This is a genomic window from Paenibacillus sp. YYML68 (genome assembly GCF_027923405.1).
Classification (GTDB): domain Bacteria; phylum Bacillota; class Bacilli; order Paenibacillales; family NBRC-103111; genus Paenibacillus_G.
In genome coordinates, this window is the sequence record NZ_BQYI01000001.1 from 3,593,708 (window position 1) to 3,612,853 (window position 19,146).

12 protein-coding genes and 2 pseudogenes are annotated in these 19,146 nt (G+C 53.5%); 1 reads left to right on the plus strand and 13 read right to left on the minus strand.

Annotated features, from left to right (window positions below; genetic code table 11):
* Positions 1-32: 32 nt before the first annotated feature.
* The 5 genes from PAE68_RS16215 to PAE68_RS16235 form a co-directional block, all read right to left on the minus strand.
* The gene (locus PAE68_RS16215; RefSeq protein ID WP_281888632.1) at positions 33-1,616 is read right to left on the minus strand and encodes a GGDEF domain-containing protein; all 1,584 of its coding nucleotides are present in this window, start codon (positions 1,614-1,616) and stop codon (positions 33-35) included.
* Positions 1,617-1,824: 208 nt separating this feature from the next.
* The gene (locus tag PAE68_RS16220) at positions 1,825-3,459 is read right to left on the minus strand and encodes a type 2 periplasmic-binding domain-containing protein (RefSeq protein ID WP_281888634.1); all 1,635 of its coding nucleotides are present in this window, start codon (positions 3,457-3,459) and stop codon (positions 1,825-1,827) included.
* 109 nt (positions 3,460-3,568) lie between these two features.
* Positions 3,569-4,447 (minus strand): carbohydrate ABC transporter permease, encoded by an 879-nt coding sequence (locus PAE68_RS16225; protein WP_281888637.1) that lies wholly within the window; start codon positions 4,445-4,447, stop codon positions 3,569-3,571.
* A 19-nt stretch (positions 4,448-4,466) separates the two neighbouring features.
* Entirely contained in the window at positions 4,467-5,396 is a 930-nt protein-coding gene (locus PAE68_RS16230) for an ABC transporter permease (protein ID WP_281891105.1), read from the minus strand.
* Between the two features lie 265 nt (positions 5,397-5,661).
* Complete coding sequence (locus tag PAE68_RS16235) at positions 5,662-7,170, minus strand: sulfatase family protein (RefSeq protein WP_281888639.1); 1,509 nt, start codon at positions 7,168-7,170, stop codon at positions 5,662-5,664.
* Between the two features lie 225 nt (positions 7,171-7,395).
* Here PAE68_RS16235 and PAE68_RS16240 point away from each other — a divergent pair, with 225 nt between their 5' ends.
* Positions 7,396-8,328, plus strand: a complete 933-nt coding sequence (locus PAE68_RS16240) for an AraC family transcriptional regulator (protein ID WP_281888641.1) — start codon at positions 7,396-7,398, stop codon at positions 8,326-8,328.
* A 118-nt stretch (positions 8,329-8,446) separates the two neighbouring features.
* Here PAE68_RS16240 and PAE68_RS16245 read toward each other — a convergent pair whose 3' ends face one another.
* The 8 genes and pseudogenes from PAE68_RS16245 to PAE68_RS16280 all read right to left on the minus strand — a co-directional run bounded on the left by PAE68_RS16245 (position 8,447) and on the right by PAE68_RS16280 (position 19,034).
* Positions 8,447-9,274: a fumarylacetoacetate hydrolase family protein gene (locus PAE68_RS16245; protein WP_281888643.1), complete on the minus strand. Its 828-nt coding sequence runs from the start codon at positions 9,272-9,274 to the stop codon at positions 8,447-8,449.
* Positions 9,275-9,462: 188 nt separating this feature from the next.
* Entirely contained in the window at positions 9,463-12,930 is a 3,468-nt protein-coding gene (locus tag PAE68_RS16250) for a cadherin-like beta sandwich domain-containing protein (RefSeq protein WP_281888645.1), read from the minus strand.
* A 5-nt stretch (positions 12,931-12,935) separates the two neighbouring features.
* Positions 12,936-14,255 (minus strand): dockerin type I repeat-containing protein, encoded by a 1,320-nt coding sequence (locus PAE68_RS16255; protein ID WP_281888647.1) that lies wholly within the window; start codon positions 14,253-14,255, stop codon positions 12,936-12,938.
* 380 nt (positions 14,256-14,635) lie between these two features.
* A pseudogene (locus PAE68_RS16260) lies at positions 14,636-14,988 on the minus strand (galactonate dehydratase); the annotation flags it as partial.
* Positions 14,989-15,029: 41 nt separating this feature from the next.
* Positions 15,030-15,197: pseudogene (locus tag PAE68_RS16265) on the minus strand (fumarylacetoacetate hydrolase family protein); the annotation flags it as partial.
* Positions 15,193-15,348, minus strand: coding sequence for a hypothetical protein (locus PAE68_RS16270; RefSeq protein WP_281888649.1), 156 nt, complete (start codon positions 15,346-15,348; stop codon positions 15,193-15,195). The pseudogene PAE68_RS16265 and the gene PAE68_RS16270, both read right to left, overlap by 5 nt.
* Positions 15,349-15,592: 244 nt before the next feature.
* Entirely contained in the window at positions 15,593-18,097 is a 2,505-nt protein-coding gene (locus PAE68_RS16275; protein WP_281888652.1) for a glycoside hydrolase family 2 TIM barrel-domain containing protein, read from the minus strand.
* A gap of 61 nt (positions 18,098-18,158) precedes the next feature.
* On the minus strand, positions 18,159-19,034 hold the full coding sequence (locus PAE68_RS16280; protein WP_281888654.1) for an MBL fold metallo-hydrolase: 876 nt from the start codon (positions 19,032-19,034) through the stop codon (positions 18,159-18,161).
* Positions 19,035-19,146: the final 112 nt, after the last annotated feature.

Genomic DNA, 19,146 nt, shown 5'->3' on the forward strand with positions numbered 1-19,146 from the left:
ATTATATAGGTGCGAATACATGTTCGCCAAGCTTATTTTTTGCCGGAAGCGCTCGTGCTCACACTGTTCCTTCCTTGCGCCTTCGCCTCATATAGCAATTCGTCCGCTCGGCGTATCCATTCATCGACCGTTTCCGGCGAACGATAGCCAGTAACCCCAAGACTAGCTGTCATGTGCAGCCTCTGCTCTTGATAGTGCAGGAATGTACCTGCAATGGCAGCTCGTATGCGCTCAGCTATGACCGCCGCCCGCTCCTCAGCGCAGTCGGAGAGCACAATCAAGAACTCTTCTCCGCCATACCTGCCTACTGCAGCTTCACTTTCGACAACCGCACCCTGCAGCAGTTGCGCTGCTTGCTGAAGGACGAAGTCGCCGCACTCATGCCCGTACGTATCGTTAATCGACTTGAAGTAGTCAATGTCCAATAGGATGAGGCTGACAGGCTTTCTACTATTTATCGCCGCGGTCACTTGACTATGGAGCAGCGTCATCATATGACGTCGATTGTACAGTGACGTTAGGAAATCAGACTTGGCCAAACGGTCGGCCTCGGCGTGCAGCTGCTTCAGCCCCACCATTGCCTCCTCAAGCTGAAGATTCTTCGATGAAATGTGCTCGTTCGCCTTCTCCAGCTTCCGCACAAGACGCGTATTCTCAATAACGGAGAACAGTTGGCGCAGCAGCATGAGGCCGAACACAATGAAGATGCCAACCGTGAACGCATCCAGCTGCGGCCTGGATAGCAGGAACGCTAGCAGTAATACAATAGTAAGGGCGTACGAGAACACCGAATTCGATACACGCGCATGGCTCGGACTTCGGTGAAGAACAGCGGCCATGCTGCGCTCCTTCGTGATGTAGCCAGATAAGGCGATGAGAAACAAATTAATCGTCCATAGCACGTCCAGCACATGTCCTGACGTAAATGTTTCATTCAGAAACATATAATAATAGAAGTAATTTTCGATTTTGCCAGCAACAGCGCCGACCGTTAAGTACAGCAGCTGAATATGGATCGTGCCTTTTTGCCAGCGGGAGAGAATGAAGTAGATCAGTCCGAAGATAGCGAATGTCGCGGTTAACGAATAGACCATCATACCGCTTACCTGCAGCAATTCCTGAAATGTCTCGAGTTGGAACACAGGATAGAGGAAATAAGTCCAATCCAAGTAAAGCACGACAGCCGCAGCAAAGAGCAGATCGAACAAATTCTCCATGAGATGCGGCACCGACATCTTGTACAAATAGACGAGCAATCCGGCGAATAGGAACAATGGGACGCCTAAAAAATAAATCTCCTTCACCATGCCGTAGTCAATCCCGGTCTTCCAGATCAAGTAATCGTTCCATCGCCAGCACATATCGTAAATCGAGTACCAGACAAGAGAAATGGCAAAGCAGGTCCACGCCATACGATCCCGTCTGTTATGCATTCCCCGAAGCGAGGCGAGCACGATGACGGCAGCAGTAATCGAGCCGCCGGCAGCCAGCACATTAGAAGCCACTCTTCGCGTGTCCTCATCTCCAAGCAGGAGGACAAGCCCGAATATGAGCACGTAGCCGATTAGTCCTATATGAAGCTTTACGAAGGGGGAAAAGCCGCCCAATTTGCCCATACTCATGACTCCCTGAGGTTAAGATCATACCATCGTAAATAAAACGTATAGCTGTGACAACTTGCATTCATTTATCATAGCATCTAATTCGACATAAATCGAGAATCAGTATAAGTTACATATGTATATATTCATAGAAAAAATAAACAGAGCATTCAAGCGGCTTGCGAATGCCGCCTGAATGCTCTGCTTTCGTTCATTCATTCTATTACTTGCTTGCGTTCTTGAAGCGGTCGTAAGCCGATTGGTAGACGCCTACAAGCTCATCGAGCTTCATCTTCTTGAGGCTGGCCATATAAGCATCCCACTCTTGATCCGCATTACCTTCGAGCAGCCACTTCGCGCTCGATTGACTGACGAAGCTGTTCAGGTCCGTCTCCAGCGTCTTAATCTTCTCGCTCTCCTGAGGAGAGAACAGAACGCCAGGGAACGTCTCCGACTTCATGTAAGGCAAATATTTCTCGTTAATCGCATCAATCTTGATCTTATCCTTCTCAGCAAGCGCAAGACGCGAGCCATACGTCTTCTCTAGAATGGCATATGGCGCTTCAACAGGCGCTGTCTTGAACACGTACTCGTCGATCGTCATGCCAGCTGGAGGCTGCTTCGTCTTCAGCTGCCCGTTGTTATCCTCAAGGGTGACGTTGATCGGACCCCAGCCTGCTTCGATCGACGTATCTGTAGCGTAGGACAGATCAATCCATTTCATCGTCAGCTCCGGGTTTTTGTTTACTGCCGTCATAGAGAAGGCGAACGGATTCACACCCTGATTATTGCTGAGTGTTTTTCTCCAGATCTGATGACCCTCTGGTCCCTTCAAGGCAGGCACGACGACATACTTCGGATCACGGTCGACTCCTACGACGGAGAATGCATTCCAAGCGAAGAAGCCGCCTAAGCGTGGCTCTGGGGCACTGCCCTTCGCGATGAGCATCTTGTTATCCTGCGTCAAGCTCTCGATATCGAACAAGCCTTCCTTGAAAAATTTGTGGAAGTAATTGATCGCGTTCTTATACTCCTTCTCTCTTGCAGAGTAAATGACCTTGTCGTTCTCGACGAACATATGACTGACTGAATCGGCACGGCCGAATGCGCCAAACAGCGAGCCGATGCCGTTCACGTTGTAGAAACGGTAATCCCAAGCGAAGGAGAACGGAATCTCATCGGCCTTGCCATTGCCATTCGGGTCCTTCGTCTTGAACGCCTGGAGTACGTTATAGAATTCGTCCATCGTAGTAGGTACAGCGAGTCCGAGCTTATCGAGCCATTCCTTATTCAAGTACATCATATCCGGTGACAGCCATAGCTTCAGCTCCCGGATGTTCGGCAAGGAATAGATGTGACCGTCTGGGGCTGTAATGATGCTCCGGTACTTCGGATTGCTCTCGAGCAGCGCATGCAGGTTCGGCATCGTCTCCTTCGTGATGTACTTTTCAAGAGGAACGAGCATGCCTTGGCCGCCATAATTGAGCACATCAGAGCCCGGCATCGTTATGTTACCATAGAACGCATCCGGCAGGTCGTTGCTCGCGAAGATCAGGTTGCGCTGCTCATTACATTGAGCGAGCTCGATATTCGTCCAATCAATCTTCACATTCGTCTTCTGCTCATACTGCTTGAAGAACTCCATGTCTTGGAACGCACCGTTATTCGGATGCTTACAGGCGACCATCTTAAGCTTCACTTGATCCTTGAGAGGGAAGGAGATGTTCGCTGCTGCTTCTGAACCGGAGCCATCCTTGGATGAATCACCGCTTGGTGCGTTGTTGCCAGAGCATGCCGTCAGCGCCGACATGAAGGTGGCGAAGAGCGTGGAATAGATCACGAGCTTTTGATGTTTCATTGAGTTGACCTCCCAATATATTTTTGTAAGTAACACCATATACAGCTAACAGCATGTGCCAGTGAATTCCCTGCCCTCACCCCCTTCCAGCCTGCTTCGTGTGCAGATGTTATCCCTTAATACTGCCGATCATGACACCCTTGACGAAGTAGCGCTGGAGGAACGGATACAGAATGAGCAGTGGAAGCGCAGCGACGATAATCATACCGTACTTGATCAGCTCGGCAGCACGCAGCTTATCGCCCATTGAAGACATATCCATCATCATGTCGCTCTGCACCTGATTCTCGATCAGTATGGAGCGCAGTACGAGCTGCAGCGGATATAGCTCCACGTCTCTTAGGTACACCAGTGCGCTGAAGTACGAATTCCAGTGAGCTACACCGTAGAATAGAACCATAATCGCCATGAGAGCCTGCGAGAGCGGTAGCACGACTTTCCAGAAGAAGGTCACATCCGAGCAGCCGTCCATCTTAGCTGCCTCCAGCAGCTCATCGGGGATCGTCGACTGGAAGAAGGTCCTTGCGATAATCAGGTTCCAAGCCCCCACCGCATTCGGTATAACCATCGCCCAGACGGAATCGAGCATGCCGAGACTTTTGACCGTCAAGTAGGTCGGGATCAAGCCCCCGCTGAAGAACATCGTGAACGTAATCATGATCATGAGCGCGCTTCGGCCTTGAAGGTCCTTCCGCGACAGTGCGTATGCAGCAGGAATCGTCAGCGCGAGGTTAATAGCCGTTCCCGCCACCGCGTAGATCAGCGAGTTCTGATATCCCGTCCACAGACTGTCACTCTCTAATATTTTCTTATAGCCGTCGAAGTTCAGCTTCTCCGGCCACAGAGCGATGCTCTGCACCGATGTCGGATCTGTGACCGACGCAATCAAGACGAAGTACAGCGGATATATAATGATGACTAATCCGACAAGGATGAGCGTCTTGTTGATGACATCGAACCACTTGTCACTCTTGCTCTGCTTGAACATTCCATTCACCTCCTGGTGCTTACCATAATGAAGTTTGCGTTGCTTTCCTTGCAAAATAGTTCACTGACAGCAGAATCACGAAGTTGATGATCGAGTTGAACAAGCCGACCGCAGTCGAGAAGCTGTATTGTGCGCCGAGCAAGCCCGTCTTGTACACGTAAGTGGCAATAATCTCGGAGGACGGCATATTGAGCGCGGTCTGCAGCAGGTACACCTTCTCGAAGCCGAGGCTCATAATGTTGCCGACGCTCAGAATGAGCAGAATGACCGCTGTCGGCATAATACCCGGCAGATCAATGTGTACGATTCGCTGGAACTTGGTCGCACCATCGACGACCGCCGATTCGTGCAGCTCCGGACTGATGGTCGTTAGAGCTGCGAGGTAGATGATCGTGCCCCAGCCCGTATTTTGCCAGATCTCCGATAACACATAGACCCGTCTGAACCAGTCCGCGCTGCCCATGAAGAAGATCGGTTCCCCGCCGAAGTAGACGATGATACGGTTGATGAATCCGCTTTCAGGGGATAGAAATAAAAACAGCATACCTGCGATGACGACTGTCGATATAAAGTGCGGTGCGTAGATGACCGTCTGAACAAATTTCTTAAAGCTCTTATTCATCAATTGATTCAGCATGAGCGCCAGAATAATTGGAGCCGGGAAGCCGAGCACCAGCTGCATCAAGCTAAGCTTCAACGTGTTGAGAATAATTTTCTGAAACTCGAACGAGTTGAAGAATCGCTCGAAGTGTTCGAGGCCGACCCAGGGGCTTGCCATAATGCCCTTGAACGCGATGAAGTTTTTGAACGCAATCTGGATGCCATACATCGGCACGTAATGAAACACGATGAAGTAGATGATTGTCGGCAAGATGAACAAGTACAGCTGATAGTTTTTCAACAATTTGAAGCGGTTGTCAGAGGATCTCTTTGTAAGCGTACTCATCATTGAGTCTGATGCTGCTTGCATCTCTGTCTCTTTGGTCACAGTGGCACTCTCCATTCCTTGTAAAATCTTGAGGCAAAACAGCTTAGCATTGCGAACGATTACATTCCGTTATTTCATGGATGATTAAGAACCAAACACACGCATGTACTTTAACCAAACCACAACCATTTTATTCGCGTGTATTCACTTAATTTCGGAATGCGTTTCATTTTTCTTTATTATACATACAGCAACTCCTATCGTCAATGAATAAATTGAAACCGCTTTACGCGCCTGTCACGCGCTTCGTATCGAATCGGTCTGTTCGTATGAGCTCCATCAGCAGCTGCTCGGTCAAGGCATGGCGAATGTGAGCATACGCCGGATCGGACCACAGGTTGACTTGCTCATACGGGTCATGCTGAAGGTCGAAGAGCAGACCCTCGCCAGAACGGATATAGACGACGAGCTTGTACTGCTCCGTAATGAGCGCTCTCATCCTGCATACGTCTGGCGCGTACCAATCCTCGTCGTATTCGACAAGTGCAGGCCTCGCTGGCATCGGAACACCGAACTCGACAAGTGTCCGAAGCGAACGACCTGGCAGACCGAGCGGACGAGCCGCATAGACACCTCGCGTGTCCATCTCAGCCGGATCAATACCAGCGAAGTCCAGTATCGTCGGTACGAAGTCAAGAAGGCTGGCGACGTGCCGATCATTCATGCCTTGAGCAGCAGACTGCGGGGACTTCCAGATGAACGGAACGCGCAGCAGCTCCTCCCACGGCCACTCCGCCTTCGTAATGAGATGGTGGGAGCCCAAATATTCACCGTGGTCCGCCAAGAACACGATGACGGTATTGTCATACAGCTGTTGCTCCTTCAGCTTCGCAACGATCTGTCCGATACAGCTGTCCACATGGGTAATCATGCCGTACGTCTGGGCCAATATTTCTCGCAGCGCCTGCTCGTCGAATTGCGTATGACTCGGATGCACCCCGCGCATCGAGTGCAGCCATGCGATCGAATCGGCCTCGGTCTCCCAGTTCGCAGGAAGGGTAAGCGTACTCGAGTCGTACATCTCGCTGTACGGTCGGCATGCGGCGAACGGGTGATGCGGATCAGGGAAGGAGCACCACAGGTAGAACGCTTCATCGGGCTGAAGCTGCTCAAGGAACGCTTCCGTTCGGCGAGCAATCCAGCGGTTATAATGCAGCTCCTCGGGAAGACCGATTCTCCAGCTCATTGGAACGGACGGATCGTGCTTGTAGGCACCCTCCATCGTCAGCTGCCTGCTGCTCATCGGCTGTTGCTGCTCCAGCCAGCGCGTATACTCGCCGTACACATCGACATGACCGCCGACCAGCTCGGTCGTCTGGTAGCCGTAATACCCGTCAGGTAGCTTGTCGATCTCGCCAGCCTCCCAGCGCTTGCGATCCTCCCAGGAGAAGTCGAGCTCCTCTCCCCGATTGACCGAGCCAATCGGCTGATGATGGAGCTTGCCGATCGCGTGCGTGCGGTAGCCGTGCTCTGCGAGAACGCCAGGAAGCGTCGGGAGATGCTCAGGCACGGCATTACCATTGGTCAGACAGCCGTGCTGACGTGGAGTCAGTCCCGTTAACAGCGTAGCGCGCGAAGGCATGCAGACCGGATTGCTGCAATACGCCCGGAACAGCGATACGCCCTCTGCACCGAGCTGATCCAGATGCGGCGTCTGTACGTCCGGATGCCCATGAAGGGACAGCGCTTGTGCTTGCATTTGATCCACGACGAAGATTAGGAAGTTCGGTTTCATTGACATACACCCCTTGACTATAATGATTACGGTGTCCCGACACATGCTTGAGCTAGACAGCAATAGAGAGTGCTAGACAGCATAGGTCGGAACGTTTCCGCGATCATCGTATCACGAGTTCGGTAGGAGCCACAGAGCATCAATCGCTTGATTTTATACATTTCTTCCGATCAGACCGTTTGCTATAATGAAGCCACAATATCACGAGCAGGAGGTGCAGACCGCATGTATGTCATACAGGACACGTACTGGTGGGAGAAGCTGCATATTCGCACGAGGTGGGTTCGGGACATGAGATTACCGCACAGCTACCAATTCGGACCTGTGTCGAATCCATTTACTGTATGCTGGCTTGTACTGGAGGGAACAAGGCGGCTCGAGGTCGATCATGAGGTTATCGAGCTGCGACCAGGTGATCTCGTGTTCTTCCGAACGAACAGCCAGCTGAAGCTGCATCCTACCGCACACGCGACGGATCCATTCCATTATTTTTCCATCGGTTGTGAACTTACCTTATTTTCCATAGATATACCCGTTATGTACGGCTTCCCGCTTCTTCACCACTTGAATGAAGAGCAGCAAGAAGCGCTGTCCCGTGCATGGCTCTCCTTGTTCGAGTGCTACGAGATGTACACGTCCCTTCTATCCGCCATGCCAACCGACAACGACTCCGACGCATCCGCGACCGAGCCGGAACGAATGAGTCTGTCCCACGCCTTACCTTACTGGAGATTGAATGCGAGAGTATACGACTGGCTGCACCTCGTGATAGGTTTCTTGAACTCACACGCCTTAGATCTAACAGGGAGGCTCGATTCTCGCGTCATGAAGGTATGTATGTATGTTCACCACCATTACAAGGAGCCGCTATCGCTGCAGAGCTTGTGCGAGCATGTCTACTTAAGTCAGAGTCACCTCAGTCATCTATTCGTCCAAATGCTCGGCATGCCGCCGATGGAATATGTGCGCCGCGCCAGACTGCATCATGCGAAGCTTGCGCTGATCGATTCCTCGATGTCGCTCAAGCAGATCGCAGCCGAATGCGGCTACGAGAGCCAGAGCCACTTCAGCCGCGCCTTCAAGCATGCCGAGGGCATGAGTCCGATGCAATATCGCAACAGATGGAGCAGTCTGCAGCAGCCTCCAGGCTACGTGTAGACACGCCGAATAAGCCCCCAAGCTGGAACCCAGCATTGGGGGCTTACGCATTACAATCGTGAATCCGCGCGCGGCAATCTAGATCGGCCTGTAAGTCATCCGCTCAAGTCGTACAGGTCTAACCCTTCAGTACATTCGTGAGCGAGCCGAGCTTCTCGATCTCCACAGTCATCACGTCGCCCGGCTTCAGCCAGGTGCGCTGATCCTGCGGGTAGCCCGCAATAACACCCTCCGGCGTACCGGTCAGGATGATGTCGCCCGGCTCCAGCGTCATGAACGTGGAGATGTAGCTGATCACCTCTGGAACGGTGAAGATCATGTCGCGCGTATTGGACGACTGTCTCTGCTCGCCATTGAGGAACAGCTTGATATCGAGCTCGTTCGGATCGCCTACTTCATCAGCGGTCACGAGGTAGGGGCCCACCGGACAGAAGCCGTCGAGCACCTTGCCGAGCATCCACTGGCTCGTCCGGTTCTGCAGATCGCGTGCAGACAGGTCGTTGACGTTGCAGTAGCCGAATACGTACTCCAGCGCCTCCTCCTTGCCTACGTTCTTCGCCTTCTTGCCGATAACGACGCCGAGCTCTGCTTCATAATCGCAGTTCTGTGCTTCGGCAGGCAGCGTTACAGATCCCTGATGACCGACCAGACCGTTCGAGAACTTGTTGAACAGAATCGGATACTCCGGCACAGGCAGACCCGCTTCCTTCGCATGGTTGCGGTAGTTCAGACCGACGCATACAATCTTGCTGCCGCGGGGTACGCATGGCTCGAATACGACCTGCTCCTCTGCGATCCAGCCTTGCTCCGTCGCAAGCTGCTCCTCCGATACGGCGTACGCACCCGAGATGACGTCCTCAAGGCTTGCCTCCAGCGGAAGCACGCCCCGCTCGCCGACGATGCCGCAGCTTACGCTGCCGTTGTGTTGAATGTGTACGAATTTCATACGATATATCCTCCTATGTATAAGCGGGCGGCGACTTGTAACAGCTTGCCGCCTGTCAGACACATCGTAGCATAACCGAGACAAGAAATATATGGCGAGTCGCCGTCTCCTTAGGCAGCAGCAAAGCCATCCTTCAGCCGCGAAGGGCTGGGGATGGCTTTGCTTCCGTGCTAATGCTGTGTGGTGTGTTACTTCTCGTTGCTGTCAATCAGCTGAGCTTGCTCCAGCAGTCTCTTCACGATGACGGCTGTCTCGGCTCTAGTGATCAGGCTCGAAGGCTTCAGCCCAGTATCGGAGCCGACCACAAGCTTGCTCTGTACGAGAGCCGCAGCTCCTGTCTTCGCCCACGCTGCAACCTGGCTCTGATCGGCGAAGGCCGACAGCGCCGCGTCAACATCCGCGTTGCTCGTCTGATCGAGGCCTACGATCCGCATCGCCCTTGCGATCATGACCATCGCTTCCTGACGAGTAATCGTCTGGTTCGGATGGAACATGCGATTGTCATAGCCCTCGATAATGCCATACTCATATGCCTTCTGGACCGCACCGGCGAACCATTGACCGTTCAGCACGTCCTCGAACTCAGTTGCCTGACTGCTGTTCGGCAGTCCTAGCGCCCGTACAACAATGGCTGCGAATTCCGCACGTGTAATCGCCGCATCCGGGTTGAAGCTGTTCGCATCGACTCCGTTCACGATCATACGGGAGGCCATGCTGTTCACAGCGTCCTGAGCCCAATGACCCGTTACGTCCAAGAATGACTTCGGATTCCAGATTAACGTGTACGTGCTGTTCGTCAAGCTGTTAATGACCGCATAATAGGAAGCTTCGCGCTTCATCACATGCGTCGGCACATGTCGAACCGTTCCATCGGCCTCAAGGACAACACCCGTTGTTATCTTGCTCGCATCTACGTCAGACGGAAGTGCAAGCTCACGCTCCACGTACGAGCTGAACGTATCGATAGCAACAGATTGCTCATGGTACGATGCCGTCACCTTGAAGTCAACAGGAGCTGTGACGACACTGAAGCGTTGTGCTGCTGCCGCGCGGTCGAGTGTGCTGACCTTGGCGTCGCTGCTCTTGGTCACATCCACTTGAATCTTCAGGTCAGATACAGGAACTTGACCGTCGAAGCGCTTGACCAGATTGTCGAGTGCAAGCTCTTGAGCGGGCAGCTTGTAGCTTCCGTTAGGCGTCTGCACGACCAGTGTCGCCTGCTTGCTCTCCATCGCCTTCATCGCGTCTCCGCTTAATACGGCGGATACGGTGTCCGCTGTTGTCGTAACCGGGATGATTACGGTCGGCTTGGCGCCTTCCTTATCCAGCTGCGCCTTCAGCTTGTCGCCATCGACATTCGCGGTAATGATTGTTCTGTTGTTGTCCTTCGTCGTCACACCTGTTGCAATCTGGTCCTGAGGCTTGCCGTCTACGATGACTCGGAAGCCTTGTCCAGCTGGTGCTGGCCCAGATCCCGATGAAGATGGCTCCTCCTCCTCACGCTTCACCGTCATGGTGTACGTGCGGGACAGCTTGTTGTTGTAGGATGTCACGACCAGCTCGATCGTGTTGTCGCCTACGTTCAACGGAATCAGACCGGAGGCAGTTCCACTGACAGCAGCCTGTCCATTGATCTTAAGCGTCGAACGGGAGTCGTCTACGGTCGCCGTGACTTTTACATCTGATACCGAGTTCGGCACCTGTGCGGAATATGCGGTCTTGTCTTTGGCAAAAGCAGGACTCAGCGTACCCGCAGACAGCGCCAGACTGCTCAAGTCCACGTTCAATACCTCATACTCCCGATTCAGTTGAATCGTATACGTCTTCGCGATGTGGCCGTCCTTCGCTGTTACGACTACTTCAATCGTGTTCTCGCCCTCCTGCAAGGCAATCGGGGCGGATGCAGCACCGCTAGCTGCCACTTGACCATTAAGCTTCAACGTGGAACGGCTATCGTATACGGCTGCCGTCACATGGACCTCCGATACCGAGAACGGTACCTGTGCCGTATACGCTGTTGTGTTTTTATCGAACGCTGGGCTCAGGCTGCCTTCTGACAGCACCAGACTGTTCAAGTCCGGGTACAGGACTTCGTTCGCTCTGTTCACCTGTATCTGGTAGGACTTGGTGGTTATGCCGTCACGAGCGGTCACAAGCACGGTCAATACGTTATTCCCTTCTTGCAAATCAAGCTGTGGGGAAGGCGCTCCCTGTGTCGCCCCATACCCGTTCACCTTAATCGTCCCCTGCTCATCCTGCGCCGTCGCTGTGACGGTTAGCTTCGATACCTCGAACGGCACCTGGATCGCGTAGCTGCTTGTGTCGGTATCGAATGCGGGGCTCAGGTTACCAGCAGACACCGTCAGGCTGCTCAGCTTCGGATTCGCTGTCACCTGCACTTGTCCGTTGTAGAGCACCTTATTCATCTCGACTGCTAGCGTATCTGTGAAGGTGAAGCTGCTCAGCACGCCTGTCTCCACGGACAGACCTGCTCCGTTCGCAGGTACATTCTTGATCATCAATGAGATAGTGAACAGCTTGTCGCCCGCAACAGCAGGCTGATCGCCTCCAGTAGCATCGGCCCAAGCGGCCTTCAGCCAACCTGCAGTATTGTCGTAATGGGAATCGAACAGTCCTCCCGTATTCCCGGTAATTCCCTTCACCTCGTAGAGGCTCGGGTCATAGCTCAGCTTCATTCCGTAGGAGCCAATGCCCGCGGATGCGGTATATACCGTAACAGGAACGTCGACGACCTGTCCCGGTGAACCTGCGATATCCCCAATCATCACACCTGCGCTATGGACAATGACGGGTACAGCCTCGACAGGACCTACTCCTGTACTGAGGACAGGCACTCCGGTCTTATCTCCGGTCAAGGCTGCAGGTGTTACCTCGAACAGCACATACTTCTCTAGCTCGGCTGAGGTGAGCGTGTACGTCACGGACGTCGCTCCCGTAATCGCGACCTTATTCAAGCCTGCCGCATCGTCCGCTCGGTACCACTGGTACACGGACGCACCGACCGTATCATTCTCTGCATCGGAATACGAGTAGCTGCCAGTCAACGTCTGACCGACCTGCGTCGTACCGGATACTTTGACTTGGCTAGCAACAGGCTTCGCGTTAATCGTTACTTTACCATTCATTGCAAGTGCCTGGAGCGGGTTCGTATCTTCAGTGACCGTACCGGATACGGTAACAGGCGTGTCGCCATCCGGGGCCGTATCCTTAACCTTGAAGCGAACTGTGAACACCTTCTCCTTACCTAGCAGCATGTGCATATTGGTCACATGTACACTGCTTGTGCCGTCTACTGGGTTGACAGCTGTTGTATAAGATAATGTGTTAGTGCCATCAGCATGCATGACCGGGCTCCCGCTGGCGGTATCCAGCTCGAGCGCATCGCTCTTATATGTGACCGCCACATCATATTGCCAGATGCCATCGCTAGGCTCTATATACACCGACATCGTCACAGCGGAGCCACGGACGCCTTCAACACTGTCAATTTCAATACTATTCTGAATAAGTGTACCCGCATGAATCGTCCCGAGACCGAATCCAAGACCGGAGTACAGCACCATCGTCCAGACCAGAATGGCCGCAATGATGGAACGGATCGGGGACTTTCCACGGCTAAGAAAGCTCATATTCATTGTGCTTATACCCCTTTCCCGAGATAAATGGACATGATCATGCTTGCATCAATCGAATCAATGACCATGTCGTCATTCATATCCAGACGCAGCTTCTGCTCGTCAGTCAGCTGGAGCTTGCCTTGAATGTATTTATTGACTAGTAATGCATCAGCAGGAGTTACGACTCCGTCGCCATTGGCGTCTCCCTTCAAAATCTGCGGCTTCGATTTCGAGACGGCGACTCGAATCTGTGAAGGCGAGCCCTCATACCACATCGCGTGAAGCTCATTGTTGTAGGCGAATAACGAACCATTGTTGGCCGAATTCGTGCTCGTTCTGTTCAGTCCAACGGTCTGACCTCCGTCAGCGCTGGTCCACGTGCTACCGTTATACTTAGACACCCGGATCTGACGACTGCTATAGCTTCCTTCATGCCGGATGGCATACAGCTCATCCTTATAAGCATACAGCACTGGAAAATAAGCTTCCTCCCCGGTGTTGAAGTTGATACCCGTTGCCTGCCCGCCGTCTGCATAGGCCCATGCACCGTTCTCGTACTTCTTGACCCGAATCTGATTCTTTGTGGCAGACTCGCTCCAGGCCGCATACAGCACATCGTTATATACTTGTAAAGATACGCTCGTAGCACTCTTGGTCGTGTCATGATTCAGCCCTGTCGTATCGCTGCCGCCATCTACGAACGTCCATGTGCTGCCATCGTACTCTGCTACTCGAATCTGCAATGGAGATCCTTCGTGCCAAGCAACATAGAGCTTGCTCTGATGAGCAATGATCGATGGGGAGTGACCCGCCGTCGTCGTAAGCTTGTTAATCCCAGTACGCAGATTGCTGTTACTGGAGCTCACATCCTGATGCGCATACGCCCACTGACCGTTGCTATACTTCTTGACCATAATCTGATTAATGCCGTTACCAGACGCCTCATCCCATACCGCATAGAGATCATTGTTGTACACCGCTAACTTCGGATTGCGACCGTTGCTCTTCGTATGGTTAATCCCGTTATCTTGACCACCGTCTACGAAGGTCCATGACGTTCCATCGAATTTCTTGACACGAACCTGCCAATATGAGTTGTTCTCTTGCCATATAGCGTACAGCTCATTATTGTGTAAGGCGAGGTACGGGCTGATTGCGTCTTTAGTGTCGTCATAGTTCAAGCTTACACCCAGGTCACCCGCCGTCCAGGTGTTGCCATTGTAAGCCTTAACCCGAATCTGACCCTTCGCTGAACCATTGGGCTCCGTCCAGATCGCATAGGCTTTGCCGTTGTATTCGACGACGTTGCCCGTCGTGGCTGAGACGCCAGTATTGACGTTCAAACCCGTGTTTTGATTCCCATCGACCAATGGCCATGACGCTTCAGAAGCTGTCAGGCTGCCTGCAGGAATGAGTAAGCATATTGCCGCGAGCAATGCTAGTACTCTCATAGTGCGCTGGAATGGCTTCATTCTCATTTAACCTCCGCAATCATTGCAATTTTGTTCTCGATGAACTCTACTGTTCTGTCCCATCATCATGACTCCAATAACTTTAAATCATTACTAAACCTACCTAGCCCCAGTCATTGTATCACATTCTACATTTATTGACATGATTTTTATGATAATACCGTGACTTCAGTCTTGGTATATAGTTCTTTAGTTATAACCATACCAATGAGTCTCGAACCGACGTCGCTTGGACGGTCGCCGCCAATCTAGGAGTATACACGAAGCTTCTCACGCACCGAGCCGCCGAGCAGCTCATAGATCGGAGCTCCATAATATTTGCCCTTAATATCCCAGAGCGCCTGCTCGATCCCTGAGATCGCACTCATCAGGACGGGACCATCACGATAGCCCCCCCTCCCCGATATAACACTTGAAAATGGTCCTCGATTTTCAGCGGATATTTCCCTGTCAAATAATCCTTCAGCTCTTCTACCGCCGCACGCGTCGTCGATGCGCGTCCCTCAAGAATCGGCTCGCCGCCCTCGAAGCCTTGGTCTGTGCTGATCTTCAGGAACAGCCAACGCGGTTCAATCTGGAATAGCTCCATCTGTGTTATCTTCATTTGATGAACCTCCCCTTGAACGCCGCCTTGCCTTCATACTTGCCGTCCAGCACCTTGCCTAGCATCCACTGACTGGTCCGCATCTGCAGCTCACGGGCCGATAAGTCGTTCACTTTGCAGTAGCCGAATACGACATCAAGCACACGTTCCTCGCTAACCGCCTTCGCCCGCTTGCCGATGACGACTCCAAGCTCCGCCTCATAATCATAATGCTGTGCAGATGAGGTCAGCGTCACGCTCCGACACCATATAAGCACCGGAGATGATGTCTTCGAGTGTCGCCTCAAGCTGTAGCACACCCCGCTCACCTGCAAGGCCGCACGTAACGGCATCAAGATGTTGAATTTGTACAAATTTCATAACAATAATCCTCTCTGGAATTACTCAGCGGCCTGTTCCATTACCACATGGTAGCACAAATCTGCACATTTTTAATTGTAGCATTTCCGCTCGTCTTTGGACTTTTCCGACCTCGTATCCCATACCATCACGTCGTCCGTTCAAACTCATATAGAGCCGGCATATGGATGCCGACTCTATACTCATCTCTATGAGTTATTGCTGCCTGTTCAAGCAACCTCAAACGATCATCCCTATAATTCAGCTACGACTCGTGAACCATCACCTTGCACATATTCGACACCCTATTCATGCTCCTGCACGTAGCTCTGATCACCAGCTCGCCAGCCTCCACACCCTGTACGAGCATCATGCCGCGTCCGGCCTCCGTCGTCAGACGAGTGCTCTGATAAGGCTGCACGTTGTCCGAGCTGCCGTTATCGACGCCCAGCACGCGACCCGGTCCATCCACCTCGAAGTCGAGTGTCACATTCTGGTTCGTAATTGCATGTCCCGCTGCATCCATCAGCTGGGCAATGACATGGACGACGCTGTCCTCATGTGCAGCAACCGTCGCCTTATCCACCTCAAGCACAATATGCTGCACAGGTCCGACCGTATGGAGCGCCGACTCGACCGACTCACTGTGCGTCTCTCCGTGCGTCTCACCTTCCGTCACGCCCAGCTTCCGACCGACAGCCTTCAGCTCACCTGCCTCATACGGAACCGCCCACTTGTAGATGCGATCCTCGAACTCTTCAAGTCTGCGCGTCGCCAGCAGCTTACCGTTCAAGTACAGCGAGACCTCGTCACAGTTCGAGTACACCTCGGCGACGACGAGCTCCTGCGGGCTGTAATTCCAGTGCGTGTTCACATCGTGCCAGAACCAGACCCGCTGCTGCCAGCCGCCCTCCACCTTCTCAACCAGCTCGCCATCCTCATTCAGCACGTAGAGCGACTGCTCCAGCGTCTGCGTCACGAGATGGAGATGCGGCTCGTTCGTCCATAAGCTTTTGAACATATGATAGGAAGGCTTCTCGAAGGCGGCGAAGTCCAGCAGCCCGAGGTTCGAGCCCTTGCGCGGCCACGGCTTCTGAATCGCCTCTCCCATATGATCGATGCCCGTCCATAGGAAAATGCCTGGCACATGCTCCCGCTCCAGCACCGCCTTCCACTCGTGCCACTGGGCAACGTTCTCCGTTCCCATAATCGGCTTGTCCGGATAGTGGTGATGCCCGTAATCGTAGATAACGCGGCGGTAGCTGTAGCCCGCCATATCGAGCGCATCGATATAGCCCGACTCGTAGCTCGCGCTCGGCAGAATACAATTAGCGATGACCGGACGCGTCGTGTCCATCTCCCTCGTCCAGCGGGCGAGCTGATGAGCCGTCTTGTCGATGTCGTAATGATCTCGCGGCGTCGCCTGAATGATCTCGCGAATTTGATCACGGCTGTTCGGCGGCAGCGTCCAGAAGTAGTTGCCCGACGCATTCATGCCGAAGTAGCCTGTCGCCACATTGTACTTCGGATACGTCCATTCGATCTCGTTGCCGATGCTCCACTGAATGACGCACGGATGATTACGGTCACGCCGCATCGTATCCTGCAGATCCTGCTGCGCATATTCACGGAAGTACTCCGCATGACCGCGCGTCAAGTAATCGACCGACTGCTCGCCGCCATTCCTGCGCTTATCCTTCGGATGGTCCCACTCGTCGAAAAATTCCACCTGCACCAGGAAGCCCATCTCGTCGCACAAGTCCATAAAGTCCTCGGACATCGGATTGTGCGCCGTTCGGATCGCGTTGCAGCCGCATACCGCCAGCTTCTCCAGCCGTCTGCGCCACACATCGAGCGGCACAGCTGCGCCGACGAGGCCGCCGTCATGGTGCAGGCAGACGCCCTTGATCAACGTACGCCGTCCGTTGAAGAAGAAGCCCTTGTCCGCATCGAAGCGGAACTCGCGGATGCCGATCGTATCCGTCTCCGTCTGTATAACCTTGCAGCCGAGCACGACGTCGGCCTGCGCCCGATACAGCTTCGCCTGATGAATCTCCCAGCGCTCGGGCTGCGACACCGTATAGTCGAGCGTCACCTCGACTTGGCCTTGCTTGCTCACATGGCACGTAGCCTTCTGCTCCGCGACCTGCTCACCGTTCGGACCATACAACCGCCCGACGATCTCAACCGTCTCATCACGCTCCGAATCGTTGCGCACCGTCATGACGCCCCGAACGGTCGCCGACTCGTCGCTGACCTCAGGTGTCGTATAGAACGTTCCCCACACCGGAATGTGCACCTGTGGCACGATATGCATCGACACCTTCCGATAAATGCCTGAGCCGGTATACCAGCGACTGTCAGCGTACCGGGAATGATCGACCCGTACCGCAATGACGTTCTCCTTCCCCAGCGGGTTCAGTGCAGCTGTCAGGTCCACGACGCACGGCGAATATCCGTACGGATGGAAGCGAACGAGCGTTCCATTGCAATAGATGCTCGCACGGTTATAGATGCCGTCGAAGTTAACGAATACACGCTGGCCCGCCATCGCCTCTGTCGTCTTGAAGCTGCGACGATACCAGCCAATACCGCCGAGCAAGTAGCCTGTACACGCTTCACCCTTCTCCTGATCGAACGGCTGCTCCACACTCCAGTCGTGCGGCAGCTGAACCGTTCTCCAGCTCGAATCGTCCGTTGTCAGCAGATGTGGAGCCTCAGGCTCGTCCAGAATGAATTTCCAATTGTCGTTAATAGGTAACCCTCGCATCGACTCAACCTCGCCATTCTTCAATATTCATCATTCAGCTATGTCGCTCACGTAGTTCAGGCTATTCACAGCCCCGGATGAAGGAGCGACCGGATACGTATACATACCGTTCGCCGCGTGCCAGCAAGTGACACTTCTGCTCGGGATAGCGCTCGTACAGCTCCTGCACGAAGTAACCCGGCTTCTCTGTGTTCCAATCGAACGTATCATAATGCAGAGGAATGACCGTATCCGCCCCGATCTCCCAGGCAAGCTGTGCCGCCTCGCTGTAATTCATGTTGCCTGCAATCGGCTGCCGGGTACGATAGTAGTCGCGGCCATTGATCGGCAGACAGGCGAGGTCGATCCGCTGTGACTGCAGCAGCTCCGTCAATCCGTCGTACACCAGCGTATCGCCTGCATGATATACAGTGACACCATTGAGGCGAATGACGTAGCCTACATAGCGATGGTGACCGTCCGCATCCTGTTCAAGCTGCTCATGCGCTGCCGGAATGGCCAGCACCTGCAGCCTCCCGTCGAACGAGTCGGTCATCCTCTGCGTATTCGCCTCCATGATTCGCTCGGGCTCGAAGCCGAGCTGAAGCAGCCTCGCCTTGCTGTAGCGCGGTGCGACCACGAGACAATCTGGACTTGTCGTACGCACAACCTCCATCGTTCCCGGGTCCAGATGATCCTCATGATCATGCGTGATCAGACACATGGAAGCGTTCGTCAGGTGCTCCGGTGTAAGCGGCGCTTCGTATTGTCGTGTCAGCCCGAGCACCCGGCTCACATAGTCGGACACGAACGGATCGATGTACAGCGTGATGCCGTCCCCCTTCACCGCGATACTCTCCTGGCCGAGCAGCCAGACCGCAAGCGTGCCGTAGGGAGGCTCGGTGCGATTCATCTCCTCAATTAACGCTTCGTTCAGCCGAAGCCGTGAATGACTCATGGGCGTATCCCTCCTTCCTATGACGATAGCCTGCAGGCTATCGCCGTGACCCGGACGAGTAGCAGACTGCAGGCTGTATACGTTACCTCCGCGATGGAGGCTATAATTTGGA